Source organism: Neobacillus sp. B24 (genome assembly GCF_055381825.1).
This window is the reverse complement of record NZ_AP035777.1, coordinates 258770-278052: the sequence shown is the minus strand read 5'-3', so window position 1 is coordinate 278052 and position 19283 is coordinate 258770. Positions and strand designations below refer to the sequence as shown.

Below are 19283 nucleotides of genomic sequence, written 5' to 3'. Positions count from 1 at the left end.
GTTTTGGTATTAAGATGGTTTCAGCATCGTTAAGGCCACGCGACCTTTTTTCATATCGACAGAATCGACCCACACCGTGACGACATCTCCTACGGAAACGATGTCGAGCGGGTGTTTAACAAAGCGGTTGCTTAGCTTGGAAATATGCACAAGCCCATCCTGCTTGACCCCGATATCAACAAACGCACCGAAATCAACCACATTTCGAACAGTTCCCTGCAGTTCCATACCCGGCTTCAAATCTTCAAGCTTTAGTACGTCCTTCTTTAAAAGCGGCGCCGGCAGTTCATCACGCGGGTCTCGTTCTGGCTTTACTAATGCATCAACAATATCCTTCAATGTTAATTCTCCAATTGAGAGTTCTTCTGAAAGGGACTTAAGGTCAAGCCCGTTTAAGGCAGTCTTTAGTTCTTCCGTTCCTAAATCGACAGTGGTAAAACCAAGATTCTTCAGGAGTTTCTCAACCTCGGCATAATTTTCCGGATGAATGCCGGTGCGGTCTAACGGCTGCTTCCCATCCAACACACGCAGAAAGCCAATTGCCTGCTCAAAGGTTTTTGCCCCCAGACGCGGGACTTTCTTTAGTTGTGTCCGGCTGGTAAACTTGCCGGTCTCATCGCGCATTTTCACAATATTGTTGGCTGCCGTTTTGTTAAGTCCGGCTACATACTGCAGCAATGACGAAGAGGCAGTGTTTACATTGACGCCCACCTGGTTAACAGCTGTCTCCACAACAAAATGCAAAGACTCGGACAAACGTTTTTGTGATACATCGTGCTGGTACTGGCCGACACCGACGGATTTCGGATCGATTTTTACCAATTCCGCAAGCGGGTCCTGAAGGCGGCGGGCAATCGAAACGGCGCTCCGTTCTTCTACTTGGAAGTTCGGAAACTCTTCTCTCGCCAAGTCGGACGCAGAATACACACTCGCCCCTGCTTCATTGACAATTAAATAGAAAATCTCTCCGCCTACTTCTTTTAATATATCAGCAACAAATTGTTCGGTCTCTCTTGATGCTGTTCCGTTCCCAATCGCAACCATTTCCACTTTGAACTCTGTCAGGATGTTGATAAATTTTTGTTTTGCATCCCTTGTTTTTGAAACCGGAGGATGTGGATAAATCACGTCAATCTTTAATACCTTTCCAGTCTCATCTACGACCGCAAGCTTACAGCCTGTCCGATACGCAGGGTCAACCCCCAGCACCATCTTGCCCTTTAATGGCGGCTGAAGCAAAAGGTTTCGTAGATTTTCCGAGAAAATATGGATCGCCTGTTCTTCTGCTTTTTCGGTCAACTCATTACGGATTTCCCGCTCGATTGACGGCTGAATTAATCGTTTATAGCTATCCTCTATCGCTTCTAAAACATATGGCGCAGATGGTGCATGTTGTTTCTTAATCCATTTTCTCGAAAGATAAGCAATGACAACGTCAGGATTCATTTTAATCGATACCCGCAGGATTTCTTCCTTTTCGCCGCGGTTTAGTGCCAAGATTCGATGCGGAACAATTTTATTGACCGGTTCTTCGTACTCATAGTACATTTCATAAACGTTCTTTTCGTCTTTATCGGCATCTTTCACAACCGAAACCACTTCTCCGGATTTGAATGTTTCACGGCGAGTCCACTTTCGGCACTCAGCATCATCGGAAACCATTTCAGCAATAATGTCGTTAGCCCCAGCCAGGGCGTCTTCAACTGTTAGAACCTCTTTTTCCTCTGACAGGAATTCCTTTGCTTTATCTTCAACACTATTATTAGAAAAAGCTAGCAGCCATTGTGCCAACGGCTCGAGTCCTTTTTCTTTGGCAATTGTCGCTTTCGTACGTCGTTTCTGTTTATAAGGACGGTATAGGTCTTCCACCTCTTGGAGTTTTTCCGCCTTGACGATGCTTTTTTGGAGTTCTTCTGTCAATTTGCCCTGCTCGGCGATGATGCGAAGTACCTCTTTTTTCCTTTGTTCAAGGTTTTGGATATATTGCCAGCGTTCCTGGATGGAGCGGATTTGCACCTCATCAAGGGCGCCAGTCATTTCTTTCCGGTAGCGGGCAATGAACGGAACAGTATTCCCATCATTTAATAGACTAATTACGTTTTTAACTTGTTTAAAAGATATAGATAGTTCAGTACCTATCTTGCTTAATAGCTGATCCTCTTTTACCAATGTTTCAGTCACTGTAAATAACCTCCATTCCATCTTTCCCATTTTAACAAATTAAAACGGGTATTTCATTTCCAAAAAGAAAAGCAAGCCGTTAAGCTTGCCTAAGCAGTTGAGGGTATGAGAACAGCATTATGTATGAAAAAGCGCTCTTTTTAATAAAGAGCGCAGATATAACTAAAATTCGATGAGACCCAGACTGATTTGCAAGGCTTCATCCACTTTCTCCATCATTTCGTCATCGAGATGGGTAATTTTATCGGTTAACCGCTGTTTATCAATTGTGCGAATTTGCTCTAGCAGAATGACCGAATCTCGTTCAAATCCGTAGCGCTTCGCATCAATTTCAACATGAGTAGGAAGCTTTGCCTTTTGAATTTGAGCTGTAATCGCTGCAATAATAACTGTGGGACTAAACCGATTCCCGATGTCGTTTTGGATGACAAGCACCGGACGAACTCCGCCTTGTTCAGAACCAACAACTGGGGATAGGTCCGCGAAATATACGTCACCACGCTTGACAATCAAGGGATTATCCTCCGCTTACAAGACGTTCAACTGTATGCTCTGCCTCATATTCTGCCTGGAATGCCTCCGATGCAATCAGAAGATTAATCTTCGCCATTTCCATGTATCCACGTCTCATGGACTCGCGAATTTGTCTCTTTTTACGTTCGCGTAAATACATTTTTGTTGCTTGGTAGATAAACTCACTGCGGTTTACGTTTTCAAGCTTAACGAAACCATCTAACTCGGTTAACAGATGTTGCGGTAATTCTACTAAGATTTCCGTAGTTGCGCTGGATTCAGACACAAACATACACCTCCACCATCACTACACACCAAATTTTTATTCTTTTTCTGTTCTACACGCAAAATTTAACCTTGCTTTTTGGCCCACCAAAGCGGGGTGCAAAAAATAAATTATCTATACCATTTTTATAATAGCACTATTCGCTTTCGATGCATAGACTAAATATCATTCCTATTGTATTATAAGCCAATCTTTTGTTCTTTTATGCACAAATCAGCCGCCATAACATAAATATGTTGAAGTTTTTAAAAAAACACCTGATTTTTTAAAGCAGGTAGTTTTTTAACTCGACAATTTTCCCGCCTTGTTTATAAAGCCGGGGAACACGCTTGGCAATCATGCAAGTGACTTCGTAGTTAATTGTCTCTAATTTGGCAGCAATCTCATTAACGGAAATCATGTCATCTCCCCCACTGCCGATCAAGGTAACTGTTGTCCCAAGCGGAACTTGCTCCGGGAGGCGAATCATGCATTGGTCCATGCAGATTCTCCCGACAATCGGTGACCTCCCCCCATCCACAAGTACTTCCTGACCCTGCAGCTTGCGGATCCAGCCATCCGCATACCCTATCGGGATCGTGCCAATCCATTCCTCGTCTTCACTTTCGTAAGTTGCCCCATAACTGACTTTTTCACCTTTCGGCAGTCTTTTCACATGGACAACCTTTGCTTTTAACGAAAAAGCTTCTTTTAGTGGAAAGGGAATCTCCTGTTCCATTTCTGGCGATGGAGTTAACCCATACATAGCAATTCCCAGTCTTACCGCATTAAAATAGGCCTTTGGGAACCGTATTGCTGCCGCACTATTACTGGAATGAATGTACTTTGGCTGCTTTTCCAATACACTAATTATTTTTTCGAATCGGGAGAGCTGCTGCTCAAAATAGCTTGTATCCAATTCATCGGCAGTGGCAAAGTGCGTAAAAATACCTTCGAGGAAAAAGCGTTCGTCGTGTGAAAGTACTTTTTCGATTGCCTTTAGTTCTTCACTGCTGCGAACTCCAATCCGTCCCATCCCGGTATCCACTTTAATATGAACCAATACCTTAGCTTCCTGCGGCAAATGCTTTTCAGCCTCATGCAGCCATTCTTCCTGAAACACAGTAAGTGTAATGTTATATTCAGAAGCCACCTTCACATCCTGCGGCCGGGTCGCCCCGAGAACAAGGATGGGTGCGGTTATTCCTTTATTTCTAAGGGCAATGGCCTCGTCCATGAACGCAACGGCCAAATAGACTGCCCCTGCAGCCAGTGCTGTTTTTGCCACCTGGTCATCTCCATGGCCATAAGCATTTGCTTTAACTACCGCAAAAATGGCCACATCCTCAGGCAGAAGGTTTTTTACAGCGGCAACATTCTCAGAGATACAATCCAAATCAACTTCCACCCAAGTATCTCGATAGAAATACTCTTCCATGACTCCACTTCCCTAAATAATAAATGATTTATTTTTTCATTTTATCAAAAACGGAGGCAGCCTCCAAATAAAATACAGGTCCAATCCTGGACCTGCATGTAAGAATGTTTATTTAATTGCCTCACCTTGGACTGATTTTGCCACATCAATCATTTCTTCTCGTGTCAGGTTTTTCGAAGCGATCATATAATCGACGCCATCCTGTGTCCAAGTGATGGAATTTTCTGTAACAGCACCAATCGTTACACCCAGATCAACAAGATCGCCATCGACATATGTTGGGGAGGCAGCGGCAGCCTTTGCTTTCACCTTTTCCTGAACGAGTGTATAGGATTTCTTCTTGCCTTCGTAGGTAAGCACAACGCGCTTTCCATCTTCAATCTTCAAATCCTTTTCTCCGATGAGCTTTGTGCCTTTAATTTCATAAGTCGGATATTTAACCGTGAAGGATTGATCGCCGCCATCGGCCATCGCTGGCATGTTTAGCTCGGCGCGGGTCATATTCTTCTTCATATCGAAATCGTCTTTGTCGAAATCGGCATTAAATTTTACCTTTGCAAACTCAACCGTCACTAGCGCATTGCGATCTGGATCCATCACTTTTACAACGGCCGGTGATAAATCCTTCTTATTCAACTTAATTTCCTGAGTTGGCAGCATACTATTATTTTGATAGCGGGTTTTTGTTTCAAAAATATAATGTTCTTTGGTAGAAGAGAATTTGGCTTCCTTGTCGGCAACAATATCATTGATCAGGGACTCGTACAGGTAAGCCTGACTGCTGTTTTGCGGCCAATCGCTTTGGAAGCGGAAGCTCTTTTTCAACGCAGGTGTTAACACAAACACACCTTCATTATTCCGTAAGATCATTTGACTTTGGTCTTTTTCTGGATTTTTCAAATTGACGCGGTAGAAGTTTGGATCCATATGCCAAATTTCCACGTCATAGACCTGTGAATCCGACCCCATTTTTAGGGTCATTTTTGCTTCAGCCTTGTAGCTGGTTAGGTCCTTCTGCTTACCGTTTAGTTCCTTTACGACATCCTCCTGTGATTTAGAGCCGCAAGCTGCAAGCATGAAGATGGCGATCAGCCCCGTGATGAGCAGCAACAACTTTTTCCTCATTCCTTCAACCCCTTCTTGTCTCATTTCATTTTATTGAGAAGAGAAAGGCAGGGATCAGGCAGTGATAACCGAAATGACCATAGCTGACCTTGTCTCTCCTAATTCTCTACGAATATATGAGACAACCTTTGGGAATATGCTAATGAGGTAAAACAAGCCTAAAAAAATTAATCCTCTATAATAACTTGGGCAACTGCATAGTCTCTACTATGTGAAATCGATAGGTGAGCCTTGACTTTGGGCATGGCAATGTAGGGCTTGCCCAGGTCATTCGAGGCGATTTCAATATCCAAGAAAGATAAATTCTTCCCAATCCCGGTCCCCAGCGCTTTAGCATACGCCTCTTTTGCTGCAAATCTGCCTGCTAAAAATTCAACCTTTCGCCGCTCCGGCAGGTCTTCAAACCGTTTTTTTTCATTTTGGGTTAAAATCCGGTCGGCAAACTTCATTTGCCTGCTGATCAGCTCTTGGATTCGAGAAAGTTCAATTATATCGATGCCGATTCCTTTAATCATCACAATCTTCCTTCTATTTAAATTTAAGCTGGCATAATAGTGTACAAGAGTAAAAAAAGGTCTATCATGGTTAATGAGAGGAGTTCTGGCCATGTTTACGAGAAATGAAAGTTTCCGCGAGTTTCTTCGCTTTTATCCGATCGTTTCGATTATTGTCGCGATTCATATCATCCTCTATTTGTTTACCATTGTACCAGTATTCCCCAACTTCTGGTTCATCGAAAACCTGTCGGGTGTGAATCTGTACATTATGGAAGGGGAATTCTGGCGTTTGATTACGCCGATCTTTATGCACAGCGGTTTCTCGCATATGTTATTTAACAGCTTTTCCCTGGTACTGTTCGGACCAGCACTGGAGCGGATGTTGGGCGGCCCCAGATTTTTACTTGTGTACCTCATTTCTGGCTTGATTGCCAATGTCGCCACACTAATGATCGAACCGCTGACCTACACCCATGTCGGCTCAAGCGGGGCCATATTTGGGCTTTTCGGCTACTATATTGCCCTGATTATTTTTCATAAACATATGCTTTCCAAGCAAAACTCGCAAATCATTATCACTCTTTGTGTCATTAGTTTAGTTATGACGTTTATTGAGCCAAATATTAATATAACGGCCCATCTGTTCGGACTGCTCGGTGGATTTGTTCTGGGGGCTACTATTAAAAAAACAGGGTATAACCTTTAAATTAGGCTGCCCTGTTTTTGCTTTTCCCTGGAATACCATTGATAAATTTGCTGCAAATCGTTGATTTCCATATCGACCACTGTGCCGCCTGCTCCGCCAAATCCCGAGGTGACCGATGCCCCGATTGTTCCCAGTTCCCTTCTCCGCTGAAAATAACTTTCCTTCATTTCCAAACTTTGAATCTTATTTTTCAACATAAATACCGTGACACGGTCAATGGTTCGATACCTTAGACTTAACTGCTGATGATGAATATTCCAACCGGCATCTTTAAATTTGGCGATTGCCCAAAATGAACCAAGCGCTAGCAGCAGGCACGAAAGCAAACCCCATACTTTCAAAAAAATAAGGGCTAGGATGGCAACCGGGACGGTGATAATCCAACTTCGAAACAGGTATCGACGCTTAGCCCGACTCGGCAACGGGGTAAAGGTTTCTGCCAGGATATATTGGGGCAGGTATGGCCCGATAATGGCGTGAAGCTGGTGGATTTTTACGATTGGCATTAGTGTAACATTGGCTCCGTCCTCATTAACCGCTGATCCTCCAGCACTTTCAATATAAACCGTTCCGTAGCCGAGGAGTTGTCTGATAATCGTCTCGTTAATTCGAATCGCTTGAATTCGGTTTAATGGAACCGTTATTTGTTTTCTTTCCAGCAGCCCCTGGGAGATGACTAAGTCCCCATCTCTTTTCACCACCGTAAAGTTGGCATACTTCAGCATCGTCATAATGAGACCAATCATCCAGGATATGAACAGGACGATAAAGACGAAGATAGCAATGGTAATTAGATTGTGAATCGCCCAGTCCTCGATGCCGTGGAATAATTTTTTAAAAGGAATGATGTCATCAAATTGAGACAGCAAAGCAAATATTGCAGAAATCACCACCCCTGTGCCGCCTGATGTTAAGGATAGGAGTACTAATTGTTCTGTAGATATTTTAAAAATTTGCTCATTTTCAGGTTGCATCTGAATGCCGCCCATGGTTCCGGTATATTTTGCGGCGGCAACAACATCTTGAATACGATTCGCTTCATCCTTGGTGATTGCGGAAAGGACTGCTTCCGCTTCATCCTCACCGCTGCTTCCCGCTGTTTCAATTTTGACCTTCACCAGTCCAAATAGGCGCTGTAAAATGCCTTCAGTCAAATCAATACTTTGAATCCTTTCAAACGGTATATAGCGTTTTTTGCGAACAAAAATTCCATACTCAATGCGGATTTCGTCATTTTCGATTCTATATGTATAGCGATACCACGACAAAATTCCGGAAATAAAGGTGCAAAGGATGATGACCATTCCTAAAATCACCGAGACAAGGAGTGACATTCTGCCGTCCCGGCCTGCAGAGAAAAGGATGGCTGCAGCAGGAATGACCATGCTTTTTATTCTCTTTCCTGTATTGATTACGCTGGCAATCGGATGAAGCCGCTTGTGTTCAGACATCCTCCTCCACCACCCTTGCCAGTTTCGAAATATAGCGGCGCAATTCCTCTGCTTCCAGCTCATCCAAGGCAGGAATGGCATGCGTGGTTGCCGCCGTGTGAACAATGACTGAGGCGAGTTTGTATTTTCTCAGAATCGGCCCCTGGACAGTATCAACATGCTGAACCCGTACCATCGGGACGAGTGTGCGGGTGCGGACAAAGATACCTTCCTGAAGCTCCATCTCTTCTTCCCTCACCTCATAACGCCAGCGCTTCCACCTTAATGATGGCAAGATAAATATTTGTAAAATGGTAAAAATGACGCCGAGTAATATTATGATAATGGAAATCCACTCGGGGCCTTCGAATAGATTTAATAAGAAAATAGCTGCGGCCGCGACCGACCACTCGATAACTGCACTAATGACACCGGATATCCGCCACACAGTTAACGCTTTTTGCGAAATCCGCTTTTGCGGTTCTGCTAGCATATGTAATCCTCCTTTGCGACTAACCATATATAAGTATACATGGCAATGAATGGGAGGACTAGTGCAGGTTAGCAGGCTGCGTGACCAATCTCATCCTTTTCTCGGCCAGGAGGGCACTTAGAACAGCAAAAAAGCATGGACCCAATATCCATGCTTTTTCAATCTTATTGATGGTTATAACTCTTTGATTTCGGTTTACCGCTGCCAGGTTTTCTTTCTCCGCGCGGTTTTGCCGGTCCTTTTTTACGACGATCATCAGAACGATAGCTGCCTCGGGAATCGTCTCTTCTGCGACGGTCGCCGCGGTCAAACGATTTTCTTTCCCGTTTTTGTGGAAGCGGTGATTCTTCAGTCAACTTCACCGGTGTTGTATCCGGCTCTTTCGTCAACATTTTCAATACTGCTGCAACAACAGTCTCAGCATCATTGGTTTCCAATAATTCCTCGGCAGCCGCTTTGTAGTATTGCAAGTTGTTTGACTCAATGGCAGCTTGAATCTTATCAACAACTGCGCGCTGCTGGCCTTCCAACGCCTCATCAAGGGTTGGCGGCTTCATTCTCTCCATCTTGCGCTTTGTCGTTTTTTCTACGATAGCCAAATATGGCTTTTCACGCGGTGTAATGAACGTCATCGCTACGCCAGTTTTTCCAGCACGGCCGGTACGGCCAATACGGTGAACATAGCTTTCCGGATCTTGAGGAATGTCAAAGTTATATACATGGGTAACACCGGAAATATCAAGTCCGCGGGCCGCTACATCCGTTGCCACAAGCACGTCGATCGTGCCTTCTTTAAACTTGCGTAATACAGACAGACGTTTCGCCTGGCTTAAATCACCATGGATCCCTTCAGCAGTATAGCCGCGCAAGTTTAATGCTTCTGATAATTCATCTACACGGCGCTTTGTCCGTCCGAATATAATTGCCAGTTCAGGTGACTGAATATCAAGAAGTCTTGTTAAAATATCAAATTTGTTCTTTTCCTGAACTTCTACATAATATTGCTCAATTAAAGGAACAGTCATTTCTTTTGTTTTCACGCGGACAATTTTCGGGTCCTTCATGAATTTTTCAGCAATGCGCTGAATTGGCCCTGGCATGGTTGCAGAGAACAACAATGTTTGGCGCTCTTCAGGAATGCCGGAAAGGATTGACTCGATATCTTCAATAAAGCCCATATTTAACATTTCATCTGCTTCGTCAAGAATAACGGTCTGAATATGGTCAAGTCGCATTGTCTTTCTGTTAATATGGTCGAGAATTCGTCCTGGTGTACCGACAATGATATGCGGGGCTTTCTTTAATGAGCGGATTTGCCGGCCGATATCCTGTCCGCCATAAATTGGCAGGACACGGACTCTTTTACCTGCACCAATTTTGTAAAGCTCTTCAGAAACTTGAATCGCAAGCTCCCGTGTTGGTGCAATAATAATCCCTTGGATTGCCTCAACAGACAAATCAACTTTTTCAACCAACGGAATTCCAAACGCTGCCGTCTTCCCTGTTCCGGTTTGAGCCTGACCGATCACATCATTGTTTTCTAGGCTCAAAGGAATCGTTTCTGCCTGGATGGGGGTGGCTTCTTCAAAACCCATGCGCAGGACGGCTTTTAACGTCTCCTGGCTAATACCTAAATCTTCAAACTTGGTCAATGTTTTCAATCTCCTTCATCTATTTAAAAATATTTTTTATATCTAGTGCCAAATCTATTCTCCCGAACGGATCAATTCACATTATATATTTTACCAAAAAAAAGACATTCCTCCAAAGGAGTATGCCCTCTTTTACCGAAACAAAATCAAACTTTCTTGATTCCGTATACATAAATTCAACCACGTCTAACGAACTGCCTAAAAACGGCTGGCTCATTCGAGAGTCTACATTTAATCATCTTAAGACACATTGGTAATAATAATACCATCTTCATGATGATTATGCAAATGCGGATAGGCCCATAATCGACGCTAACCTTTTTGCAAAAAATTCAACACTTGGGAAAATAAGGCTTCCTTTTCCGCACAGTGGCAGATGTGATGTTTTGATTTTGGCACAAAGGTTAGCAGCTTTTCCGTGGCCCCGATCGTCTGATATAAATATTGTGCACTTTTGGGAGGCACGATGCCATCCAGTTCTCCTTGGGCGATAAATGTCGGCACCGTAACCCGAGGCAAATTCGGACGGATATACGAAACCAGCCGGCTGAATTCAAGGGTCGCGGTTAATGGTGTATCGGTAATTTTCTGCTTATAGCGCCAAAATAGCTCATTATTTTGGATATTGCCGCTCACCATATCCCTTGTAATGGTTTTAATATCGGCAACCAGCTGTTTTGGGTTCAAATAGTAAGCAGCGGCGCTTAACAAGACGAGCTTGTCCACTTGGTAATTGGCCGCGAGAAAGCTTGCAATTAGTCCTCCCATTGAAAAACCGATTAGATACACCTGATCACAGGTCTCCATTAGGGTTTGCAATTCGTTCTCGGCATGGCCAATCCAGTCCTGGTATTGGACTCCTTTTAATGACAAGGTTTCCCCATGTCCTGGCAAGGTTGGAACACGAAATTTCCAATCCGTCCGTTCTTTTAAATACTGAACAAGCGGTTCTACCTCATACGGAGCACCGGTAAAACCGTGAATGCATAGACAACCAATCAACCCTGCTCACCTGCCATTGAACTGTTTGTTTCAAATCAGCTTTGCAGTGCTTTGACAATTTCCTCTAGCTTCATACCTCTTGAGGCCTTAACAAGGACAAGCGAATGATTGTCAACATGCCGCTCCAATTCTTTAATAAGTTCACCCTTATTCGAAAAATTGAAAACCCGCTGTTCCCCTAATGCTGTGCGTGCCCCCTTGGCAATGTGGCTTCCCAAATCCCCATAAGTAAACACTAAATCAATTTTATCCGCGTCCAAGCCCGCGCCAATTTGCAAGTGATACTGCTCCTCTTGCGGTCCCAGCTCCAGCATGTCGCCAAGAACAAGAATTTTGCGTTCATAGCCGCGAAGATTTGCCACCAATTCTATCGCTGCCATCATCGAAGTAGGGCTGGCATTATAGGCATCATTGATGATTTTTTCGCCATGTTTCCCTTCAACGAGCTCCATCCGCATATTCGTCAGCTTAATGCCGCGAAGCCCTTCAGCCATTTTTTCAAAAGGCACGGAGAAATGACGGGCAATCAGCATGGAAGCCAAGGCATTCATAATATTGTGTGTTCCAAGCACAGGCATTTCGAAAGTTTGGGATGAAGCATTCATTTTGAATCTGCTTCCCTGTTCCAACTGTTGAATCTCAGTCGGAAAGAAATCGTTCGTTTCACTCCGTCCAAAGGTTTGCACTTCAACATTTCCTTTGTAGCGGTGAATCCGTTCCATTAACAGCGGTTCATCACCATGCAGGACAGCTAGTCCGCCATCTTTAAGCCCTTGAAGAATTTCAAGCTTTGCTTCGGCAATCCCTTCTCTTGAACCAAGGTCAAGCAGGTGGGATTCACCAATATTTGTAATCACTACCGCATCCGGGCAGGCAAGATTGGTCAGGAATTCAATTTCCCCACGGCCGCTCATCCCCATTTCCAAGACTGCAATTTCCGTATCTTCATCCAAGCCGAGCACGGTTAAGGGAAGACCGATATGATTATTAAAATTGCCTTCCGTCTTTTGCACCTTATATTTCAGTGATAACAGAGAAGACGTCATATCCTTTGCCGTCGTTTTACCATTGCTCCCTGTAATACCCACGACTTTTACCGATAATTCCTTGCGATATTTCCGCGCTAATTCCTGCAGCGCGACTAGACAATCATCGACAAGCAAAATCGGTATGTCCTTCGGCGGGTTCGGAACATCCTTTTGCCACAACGCCGCAACGGCCCCATTGTGAATCGATTGAACTACATAATCATGGCCATCCACTCGTTCTCCTTGGAACGGGACAAACAGGTTTCCTGCTTCTATTTTTCGAGAATCAATCGTAACTCCCGAAATAACAAGATCAGCATATGGAGTAATATCATTTTTCGCAGAAACCATTTCGGCAATCCGCTGTAATGAACGTACTATCATCGGTTAACCCTCCTTCATATCAAAAAGGGACACGGCACTATAAGCCGTGTCAGTCTTAGAACGTGTATTTAATCTGTTGCTTTTCTGCATGTCTTTCCTTAGCCAAATTGACGAGACGCTCAATTAATTCCGGGTACTCGATACCTGTGTGCTTCCACAACAGCGGGAACATGCTAAATGGCGTAAACCCTGGCATGGTGTTCACTTCATTTATTAAAACCTTGCCTTCTTTTGTTAAAAAGAAATCGGCACGGACCAACCCAGAACAGTCCAATGCTTTAAAAGCGCGAATCGCCATATCTTTTATTTCGGCATATTCTTCTTCGGTTACTTCAGCAGGGATAATTAACGCTGTATTTCCATCTTCATATTTCGCCTTATAATCGTAAAAATCCTTTTTTGGAACAATTTCACCCGCAACCGAACAATCTGGTTCATCGTTTCCAAGGACACCTACTTCAATTTCGCGAGCAACAACGCCTTCTTCTATAATCACTTTACGATCAAATTGGAAGGCCTCTTGGAAGGCTGCATCCAGTTCTGCTCTGTTACGGCATTTGCTGATACCGACACTGGAGCCGAGATTCGCCGGTTTTACAAAGCATGGATAGCCAAGCTCAGCTTCCACCTTGGCGCAAGCTCCCTCCTGATCCTTTTTCCACTCGCTTTTTATAAAAGAAACATAGTTAACTTGGGCAAGGCCTGCTTGGGCAAAGATATTTTTCATCAACACTTTATCCATTCCGGCAGCAGAAGCCAGCACGCCATTTCCAACGTATGGAAGGTTTAACAGTTCCAGTAACCCTTGTACCGTTCCGTCTTCGCCATTTGGTCCATGCAGCAATGGAAAAATGACATCAAGCTGGGTATTTTCCTGTTGCACTGCCTGGAACAGCGTTGGGGTTAGCGCTGCAGACGTAAGTTGTCCAGCCTGGGAAAATTCAAGCTGGCTAATAGTTTCGACCGGACCAGTTAATTGAGGGCCTTTCATCCACTGGCCTTCTACATTTATGTAAATCGGATAAATTTCGAATTTTTCAAGATTCAACGCTTTAATGACTGCTAGAGCTGTTTGCAGTGATACTTTATGCTCCGCGGATTTACCACCATATAACAAACCTAATTTTGTTTTCATACGAAAACCTCCAATTTTTCATTCACGAACTATTTTACCACTTATTCAAATCAGAAAGAAATGAACGCATCTGTGTTTAATTAGTTTTTTTCTAGTTTATGAAGCAGACTGCTTGCTTTAAACCAATCTCTCGGAAATTTGTCATGATTCTCTCAAAAGTGTGACTATTTTTTCAGGTAAGATGATTTTGTAGATACATATTGAGAGGTGCCGCCAAATGACAGGAACGTTTTTATCGGTATTATTAATTGGTTTTTTGCTTGGAATCAAGCATGCAATCGAGCCTGACCACGTGATTGCCGTTTCCACCATTGCCAGCGAATCAAAGAATATAAAGCGCTCCATGTTTGCCGGAATTTATTGGGGAATTGGCCATACTGCCACATTATTTATTTTTGGCATGTTTCTGATTGCCGCTAAAAATAGCATTACAGACAAGGTTGCCTTAAGCCTTGAATTTTTGGTCGGAATTATGCTTGTGACCTTGGGCCTATCAAGTCTCCATAATGTCGTTCACCATACACACAGTCACTCACACGAAGCCCCAATAAGCAACAGCCGGCCCCAGCTAAAGTCGTTTTTCATCGGGTTGATCCATGGCCTTGCCGGAAGTGCCGCAATGGTGCTATTAACGATGAGCACGGTAACAACCGTCTGGCAGGGTGCATTGTATATCCTGATTTTTGGCTGTGGAACCGTCGTCGGTATGCTGACTTTTTCAACGATTATCGGCCTGCCTTTTGTATTGACTTCCGGGAAACAAATCAATCGAAAGTTAAACAGTGCGGCAGGAATCATCAGTATCCTGTTCGGTATTTATTATATGTACAATTTAGGTGTTAACGAAGGATTGTTTTCTCTATGGTTTTCATAATTGAAAAAACTTAGGGGTGACTCAAGGAAGAGTCCCCCCGGTTATATGACATTTAGCTTCCATTCTCTTGTCTTTTTGTCAAAAATAAGCTTGGCATGGCATGGTTCATGTGACATTTCCTCATATTCCTCATACATATCATCCATATTGGCAAAATCCCCAATCACCCAGATAGGAATTTCAATCTTAGTCCGCTGCACATCGGCATCTTTCAGCGCAATACAAATTCCCTCTTTAAGAAATGGCGTTAGGGACAGCAGGATTTCCTTATATACTGGTGGATAGTTCCGCTTACTTCGAAGTCCCAGCAGCGACTTTTCAGGTTTTATATCTCCCAGCTTTGCAGCAATGGTCTCGCTTAATAACTGAAAGAAATCCTTAAACGTGCGATAATAGGTTTTATTAAACCAGCCATCATCGTGGGCCAAATACACAAAACGATTTCCCAACTTATTATAAAAAGGCATCTTCAAATGGTGTTTATGATGTCCCAGGTACAACAATTCGGCCATTTCCTGCCCTGTCAATTCATTTACTCCCTCTTCCTCCTGGAAATCAATCCAGCAGAAGTTTCCGTATCCATAGACATCTTCCGCCGCTAATTTGCCAATCCGATCATCTGGGCAATACTCAAGCAGGGTATGCATATTAAAATCAGCATCATCAAAACGGTGTTGTAGCAGCAGCAGGTGGTTTAATGAATTTGAAAAGACAGCAGCAAATTCAGCAAACTCAATTCCATAGGTAAGCACATACTGATCTGATTGATTTAGATGTATATAGAGTAGATCCCGTATGTCTTGATGATGCTTTTTCACTGCCAAACTCCTCCGATCAACAACATAATTAATATTTATTAAATAATTTCCATCTAACTGGAAAAATCCCTTTTATCCATACTAACCCATTTTAACAAATAATAGGCCAAATAGCTTATTTCATTTCTTTTACAAAAAATAATCTTTGAGTAATATTCTGTAACTTTTTACGGTCGTTTTTCCAGCGTGAATAACGCATACTAATGTCAGGTATATGGTTGCCCTTTGGGGAAAAGTTACTCAGGAGGTCAATCAGGATGAGGCCCTTCGCAGGAAAGGAGTGTGACTTCCATGATCAAGGATATGACACATGAAGAAATTAGCTCCGTGATTATTAGCATACTGACGGAAAACAAAAAGGCGGATTTCGAAAATATCATCGATGAGCTGCAGCCGTATGATGTAGCCGCCATTTATAAGGAACTGCCAGAACAATACAGAGGACGTTTTTTACTATTTTTAAAATATGACCTTCTTGCGGATTTAATGGAAGAGCTTGATAAAGAAGAACAGCTTGAACTGTTGAATATGCTTGGGATTGAAAAATCCAGCAAGGTCCTTGATTTAATGGATAACGACGACCTGGCGATGTTATTGCACGAATTGTCACCGGAGAAAATTAATTCGCTGCTGTCAGAAATGAAAACTGAAGAATCCAAGGCGGTTAAAGACATCATGAAATATCCGCCGGAAACAGCCGGCAGGATTATGACCAACCGATTCGTTTGGATTCGCAATTATTACACAGTCAGAGAGGCCGTTGACAAACTGAAAAGCTTTGCCCAATTCGCCGAATCACTTAACTATTTATACGTGGTAGATGAAGAGCGCCGGCTTGCCGGGGTCGTGTCCTACCGTGATTTGCTCCTGGCAGAGCCCGACGAGAAAATCAATACTATCATGTTTGAGCGGGTCATTTCTGTGACGGATACAACAGATCAGGAGGAAGTCGCGACAACCGTGCAGAGGTACGATTTTATCTCGGTACCGGTTGTCGATGACAATAATGTCCTGCTCGGAATCATTACAGTTGATGACGTGATTGACGTCGTCATGAAAGAAGCTAATGAAGATATTGAAAAATTATCCGCCAGTGGTAAGTCGATTGATTTTGAAACGAAAACGCTGGTCGCAGCAGCCCGACGACTTCCATGGCTGATTTTACTTTTATTCATCGGCGTCCTTTCCGGCCGAATTATCTCCAGTTTTGAAGATACATTGAAGCAAGTGGTCGCGTTGACGTTTTTTATGCCGATGATTGCCGGGATGACCGGGAATACCGGCACCCAATCGCTGGCCGTTGTCGTCAGGGGGCTAATTTCGCACGATATAGATAAAAGGGTGATATCCCGGTTGATTATGCGGGAACTGGGCGTCGGTATTTCTATCGGAATCATTTGTGCGATATTAATCTCGGTTATCGCATATATTTGGCAAGGGAGTCTGATTTTAGGTTTTGTTGTGGGCTGTTCGCTTTTTTTCACTCTGATTATCGGCACCTTGGCCGGTACCGTTATTCCGATTGTTCTTTACAAGATAAATATTGACCCTGCGGTGGCATCAGGTCCGCTGATTACTACATTAAACGATATCTTTTCACTGCTCACCTACTTTGGAATTGCCACAGCCTTTTTAACACATTTAATGTAATTCTTTTTGAAACTTTTTGAGTACTAAAATCGTTATTATTAATGGGCAGGTCTGCCCAGCTGTTGTGGGGATGAGGTTTCTCTGCTAGTCTTGAATTAACTTGAAAGTAAATTGGGTGTTGCTGATGGAAAAACACATAAAAAAATCGGATCGCTTTGATTGGACGTTAACCTTATTATTATTCCTCTTTTTCCTGGTCAGCTGCGCGGCAATTTACAGCGCCCAAGCATCCGGCCAGTATGGAGATCGTAACTTTTTGATCATGCAGGTTTTCTGGTATTGCGTCGGGGCAGGGATTATTATTGGCTCGATCTTTTTTGATAGCTATCAGTATCGAAAGCTGGCTTGGGTGTTGTACGGGTTTGGAATTTTATTATTACTTTTTCTGGCCGTTGCCCCTGAGAGTATTGCACGTCCGATAAATGGCTCGAAAAACTGGTTTCAGGTTAAAGGTTTAGGAACAATACAGCCGTCCGAGTTCGTGAAAATCTTTTTGATTTTGGCGCTAAGCCGGGCTGTTGCAGCCCACAACGAAAAATATCCAGCAAAAACAGTGACGACTGACTTCCTATTGTTACTAAAGCTTAGCCTCATAACAATGGTACCGCTCGGGTTAATCGTGGTCGAGGATTTGGGGACAGCACTGGTGGTTATGGCCATTTTTACAGGTGTGATTCTTGTTTCCGGAATCTCTTGGAAAATTATTTTGCCCATCTACGGCTCAGGTGCTGGCTTTGTCGGGTTAATTTTTTATTTAGTTTTGAAAAAACCGGAATTTCTTGTGAAATATCTCCATGTGGAGAATTATCAATTTAACCGAATTTATTCCTGGCTGGATCCGGTCAACCATACCTCCGGCTCGAGCTATCATTTAATGAAGTCATTAAGTGCCATCGGCTCCGGATTAATTTCCGGCAAGGGCTTCGGCAATGGCGAAGTTTATGTCCCCGAGGCTCATACCGATTTTATCTTCAGTGTCATCGGTGAGGAATATGGCTTTTTCGGTGGAAGTGCTATAATCGGCCTGTATTTTTTGCTGATTTACCATTTAATTAAAACGGCTTTGGATACAAACGACCAGTTTAATACGTATGTCTGTACGGGAATCATCAGCATGATTACCTTTCATGTATTCCAAAATGTCGGGATGACGATTCAAGTGCTGCCTATCACGGGAATTCCGTTGCCGTTTATTAGCTACGGCGGCAGCTCGATGATGAGCAATATGTTTGCTATGGGACTTGTCTACAGCATACGCTATCACCATCGCAACTATATGTTTTCAACGGATAATTCAATTAACACATAAAGGCGCGGTCCTCGTTGGAACTTACGCGTGCTATAACGGACCTTTTTTAAAGGCAGCGGTTTTGCTGCCTTTTATTTTGGAGGAATGGTTATTTGCTAATAGCCATATATATTTCTTTATTAGACAAACTATTATAAACTAAGGAAAGTTACTATTTTACATAAGTGAAGGTGCTTTATGAAAGAATTTATTTTTGGTATTTTAGAATTCTTATCCGGAATGGGCTATTTCGGGATTGCTTTAGGATTAATGATTGAGATTATCCCGAGTGAGATTGTGCTGGGCTATGGCGGTTATATGATTTCGCTTGGAAAAATCAATTTTGTCGGGGCAGTCATTGCTGGAACAATTGGCGGTACGCTTGCCCAATTATTCTTGTACTGGGCCGGTTATTACGGCGGAAGGCCGTTTTTGGAGAAATACGGTAAGTACGTGCTAATTAAAAAGAAACATATTGATATTGCCGAACTATGGTTTCGCAAATATGGCGCCGGCGTTATTTTCTCGGCGAGGTTCATCCCCGTTGTCCGTCACGCCATCTCTATTCCTGCAGGGATTGCGAAAATGTCGGCAATGAAATTTACAATTTATACCGTGGCAGCAATCATTCCATGGACAATCCTTTTCCTTTACCTCGGCAAGATTCTCGGCAAAAACTGGTCACATATAAAAGAATTTGCCCAGCCATACGTAATGCCGATCATTATTGGCGCGATCATTGTTGCCGTCATTTACTTCCTATATCAAAAAACACGAAAAAACACCGATTAGAGTATGATCGGT

Annotated in this window: 18 protein-coding genes; 5 read left to right on the top strand and 13 right to left on the bottom strand. The window is 43.3% G+C overall.

Annotated features, from left to right (window positions below; all coding sequences use genetic code 11):
- Positions 1 to 9 precede the first annotated feature (9 nt).
- The 6 genes from ACZ43M_RS01470 to acpS all read right to left on the bottom strand — a co-directional run bounded on the left by ACZ43M_RS01470 (position 10) and on the right by acpS (position 6037).
- Complete coding sequence (locus ACZ43M_RS01470; RefSeq protein WP_464505735.1) at positions 10 to 2202, bottom strand: Tex family protein; 2193 nt, start codon at positions 2200 to 2202, stop codon at positions 10 to 12.
- 141 nt (positions 2203 to 2343) lie between these two features.
- Positions 2344 to 2694: a type II toxin-antitoxin system endoribonuclease NdoA gene (gene ndoA, locus ACZ43M_RS01465; RefSeq protein WP_019156408.1), complete on the bottom strand. Its 351-nt coding sequence runs from the start codon at positions 2692 to 2694 to the stop codon at positions 2344 to 2346.
- Positions 2695 to 2698: 4 nt separating this feature from the next.
- Positions 2699 to 2980, bottom strand: a complete 282-nt coding sequence (locus ACZ43M_RS01460; RefSeq protein WP_066321588.1) for a CopG family ribbon-helix-helix protein — start codon at positions 2978 to 2980, stop codon at positions 2699 to 2701.
- Positions 2981 to 3245: 265 nt separating this feature from the next.
- Positions 3246 to 4397 carry an alanine racemase gene (alr, locus tag ACZ43M_RS01455; RefSeq protein WP_464505734.1) on the bottom strand — a complete coding sequence of 384 codons (1152 nt, stop codon included), beginning with the start codon at positions 4395 to 4397 and terminating at the stop codon, positions 3246 to 3248.
- A 108-nt stretch (positions 4398 to 4505) separates the two neighbouring features.
- The gene (locus tag ACZ43M_RS01450; RefSeq protein WP_464505733.1) at positions 4506 to 5522 is read right to left on the bottom strand and encodes a LolA family protein; all 1017 of its coding nucleotides are present in this window, start codon (positions 5520 to 5522) and stop codon (positions 4506 to 4508) included.
- A 167-nt stretch (positions 5523 to 5689) separates the two neighbouring features.
- Positions 5690 to 6037 (bottom strand): holo-ACP synthase, encoded by a 348-nt coding sequence (gene acpS / locus ACZ43M_RS01445; protein WP_464507917.1) that lies wholly within the window; start codon positions 6035 to 6037, stop codon positions 5690 to 5692.
- A 91-nt stretch (positions 6038 to 6128) separates the two neighbouring features.
- Between acpS and ACZ43M_RS01440 the strand changes: the two genes are divergently transcribed.
- Positions 6129 to 6725, top strand: a complete 597-nt coding sequence (locus tag ACZ43M_RS01440; protein WP_464505732.1) for a rhomboid family intramembrane serine protease — start codon at positions 6129 to 6131, stop codon at positions 6723 to 6725.
- On the opposite strand, the gene ACZ43M_RS01435 is transcribed toward ACZ43M_RS01440, so the two are convergent.
- From ACZ43M_RS01435 to ACZ43M_RS01410, 6 genes are all read right to left on the bottom strand, one after another.
- The gene (locus tag ACZ43M_RS01435) at positions 6722 to 8176 is read right to left on the bottom strand and encodes a PH domain-containing protein (RefSeq protein WP_464505731.1); all 1455 of its coding nucleotides are present in this window, start codon (positions 8174 to 8176) and stop codon (positions 6722 to 6724) included. The genes ACZ43M_RS01440 and ACZ43M_RS01435 overlap by 4 nt on opposite strands.
- On the bottom strand, positions 8169 to 8648 hold the full coding sequence (locus tag ACZ43M_RS01430) for a PH domain-containing protein (protein ID WP_464505730.1): 480 nt from the start codon (positions 8646 to 8648) through the stop codon (positions 8169 to 8171). The genes ACZ43M_RS01435 and ACZ43M_RS01430 overlap by 8 nt, the downstream gene beginning before the upstream one ends.
- Before the next feature lie 164 nt (positions 8649 to 8812).
- Positions 8813 to 10300 carry a DEAD/DEAH box helicase gene (locus ACZ43M_RS01425; RefSeq protein WP_464505729.1) on the bottom strand — a complete coding sequence of 496 codons (1488 nt, stop codon included), beginning with the start codon at positions 10298 to 10300 and terminating at the stop codon, positions 8813 to 8815.
- 312 nt (positions 10301 to 10612) lie between these two features.
- Positions 10613 to 11302: an alpha/beta hydrolase gene (locus tag ACZ43M_RS01420; protein ID WP_464505728.1), complete on the bottom strand. Its 690-nt coding sequence runs from the start codon at positions 11300 to 11302 to the stop codon at positions 10613 to 10615.
- A gap of 35 nt (positions 11303 to 11337) precedes the next feature.
- Positions 11338 to 12714: a UDP-N-acetylmuramoyl-tripeptide--D-alanyl-D-alanine ligase gene (locus ACZ43M_RS01415; protein WP_464505727.1), complete on the bottom strand. Its 1377-nt coding sequence runs from the start codon at positions 12712 to 12714 to the stop codon at positions 11338 to 11340.
- 55 nt (positions 12715 to 12769) lie between these two features.
- Complete coding sequence (locus ACZ43M_RS01410) at positions 12770 to 13849, bottom strand: D-alanine--D-alanine ligase (protein WP_464505726.1); 1080 nt, start codon at positions 13847 to 13849, stop codon at positions 12770 to 12772.
- A gap of 217 nt (positions 13850 to 14066) precedes the next feature.
- On the opposite strand from ACZ43M_RS01410, the gene ACZ43M_RS01405 reads away from it, so the two are divergent.
- Complete coding sequence (locus ACZ43M_RS01405) at positions 14067 to 14723, top strand: HoxN/HupN/NixA family nickel/cobalt transporter (protein WP_464505725.1); 657 nt, start codon at positions 14067 to 14069, stop codon at positions 14721 to 14723.
- A gap of 41 nt (positions 14724 to 14764) precedes the next feature.
- Here ACZ43M_RS01405 and ACZ43M_RS01400 read toward each other — a convergent pair whose 3' ends face one another.
- Positions 14765 to 15541 carry a hypothetical protein gene (locus tag ACZ43M_RS01400; RefSeq protein ID WP_464505724.1) on the bottom strand — a complete coding sequence of 259 codons (777 nt, stop codon included), beginning with the start codon at positions 15539 to 15541 and terminating at the stop codon, positions 14765 to 14767.
- Between the two features lie 291 nt (positions 15542 to 15832).
- Between ACZ43M_RS01400 and mgtE the strand changes: the two genes are divergently transcribed.
- The 3 genes from mgtE to uptA all read left to right on the top strand — a co-directional run bounded on the left by mgtE (position 15833) and on the right by uptA (position 19271).
- On the top strand, positions 15833 to 17191 hold the full coding sequence (mgtE, locus tag ACZ43M_RS01395; protein WP_464505723.1) for a magnesium transporter: 1359 nt from the start codon (positions 15833 to 15835) through the stop codon (positions 17189 to 17191).
- A gap of 124 nt (positions 17192 to 17315) precedes the next feature.
- The gene (locus tag ACZ43M_RS01390) at positions 17316 to 18500 is read left to right on the top strand and encodes an FtsW/RodA/SpoVE family cell cycle protein (protein WP_464505722.1); all 1185 of its coding nucleotides are present in this window, start codon (positions 17316 to 17318) and stop codon (positions 18498 to 18500) included.
- Positions 18501 to 18677: 177 nt separating this feature from the next.
- A complete protein-coding gene (gene uptA, locus ACZ43M_RS01385; RefSeq protein WP_464505721.1) occupies positions 18678 to 19271 on the top strand; it encodes an undecaprenyl phosphate transporter UptA in 594 nt (197 codons plus the stop codon).
- Positions 19272 to 19283: the final 12 nt, after the last annotated feature.

Excerpts from the sequence above, each read along its gene's own strand:
- alr (WP_464505734.1), bottom strand. The coding sequence starts at position 4,397 with ATGGAAGAGTATTTCTATCGAGATACTTGGGTGGAAGTTGATTTGGAT.
- ACZ43M_RS01405 (WP_464505725.1), top strand. The coding sequence starts at position 14,067 with ATGACAGGAACGTTTTTATCGGTATTATTAATTGGTTTTTTGCTTGGA.
- ACZ43M_RS01440 (WP_464505732.1), top strand. The coding sequence starts at position 6,129 with ATGTTTACGAGAAATGAAAGTTTCCGCGAGTTTCTTCGCTTTTATCCG.
- uptA (WP_464505721.1), top strand. The coding sequence starts at position 18,678 with ATGAAAGAATTTATTTTTGGTATTTTAGAATTCTTATCCGGAATGGGC.
- ACZ43M_RS01430 (WP_464505730.1), bottom strand. The coding sequence starts at position 8,648 with ATGCTAGCAGAACCGCAAAAGCGGATTTCGCAAAAAGCGTTAACTGTG.
- ACZ43M_RS01390 (WP_464505722.1), top strand. The coding sequence starts at position 17,316 with ATGGAAAAACACATAAAAAAATCGGATCGCTTTGATTGGACGTTAACC.
- ACZ43M_RS01415 (WP_464505727.1), bottom strand. The coding sequence starts at position 12,714 with ATGATAGTACGTTCATTACAGCGGATTGCCGAAATGGTTTCTGCGAAA.
- ACZ43M_RS01410 (WP_464505726.1), bottom strand. The coding sequence starts at position 13,849 with ATGAAAACAAAATTAGGTTTGTTATATGGTGGTAAATCCGCGGAGCAT.
- ACZ43M_RS01435 (WP_464505731.1), bottom strand. The coding sequence starts at position 8,176 with ATGTCTGAACACAAGCGGCTTCATCCGATTGCCAGCGTAATCAATACA.
- ACZ43M_RS01470 (WP_464505735.1), bottom strand. The coding sequence starts at position 2,202 with ATGGAATGGAGGTTATTTACAGTGACTGAAACATTGGTAAAAGAGGAT.
- acpS (WP_464507917.1), bottom strand. The coding sequence starts at position 6,037 with ATGATTAAAGGAATCGGCATCGATATAATTGAACTTTCTCGAATCCAA.
- ACZ43M_RS01450 (WP_464505733.1), bottom strand. The coding sequence starts at position 5,522 with ATGAGGAAAAAGTTGTTGCTGCTCATCACGGGGCTGATCGCCATCTTC.
- mgtE (WP_464505723.1), top strand. The coding sequence starts at position 15,833 with ATGATCAAGGATATGACACATGAAGAAATTAGCTCCGTGATTATTAGC.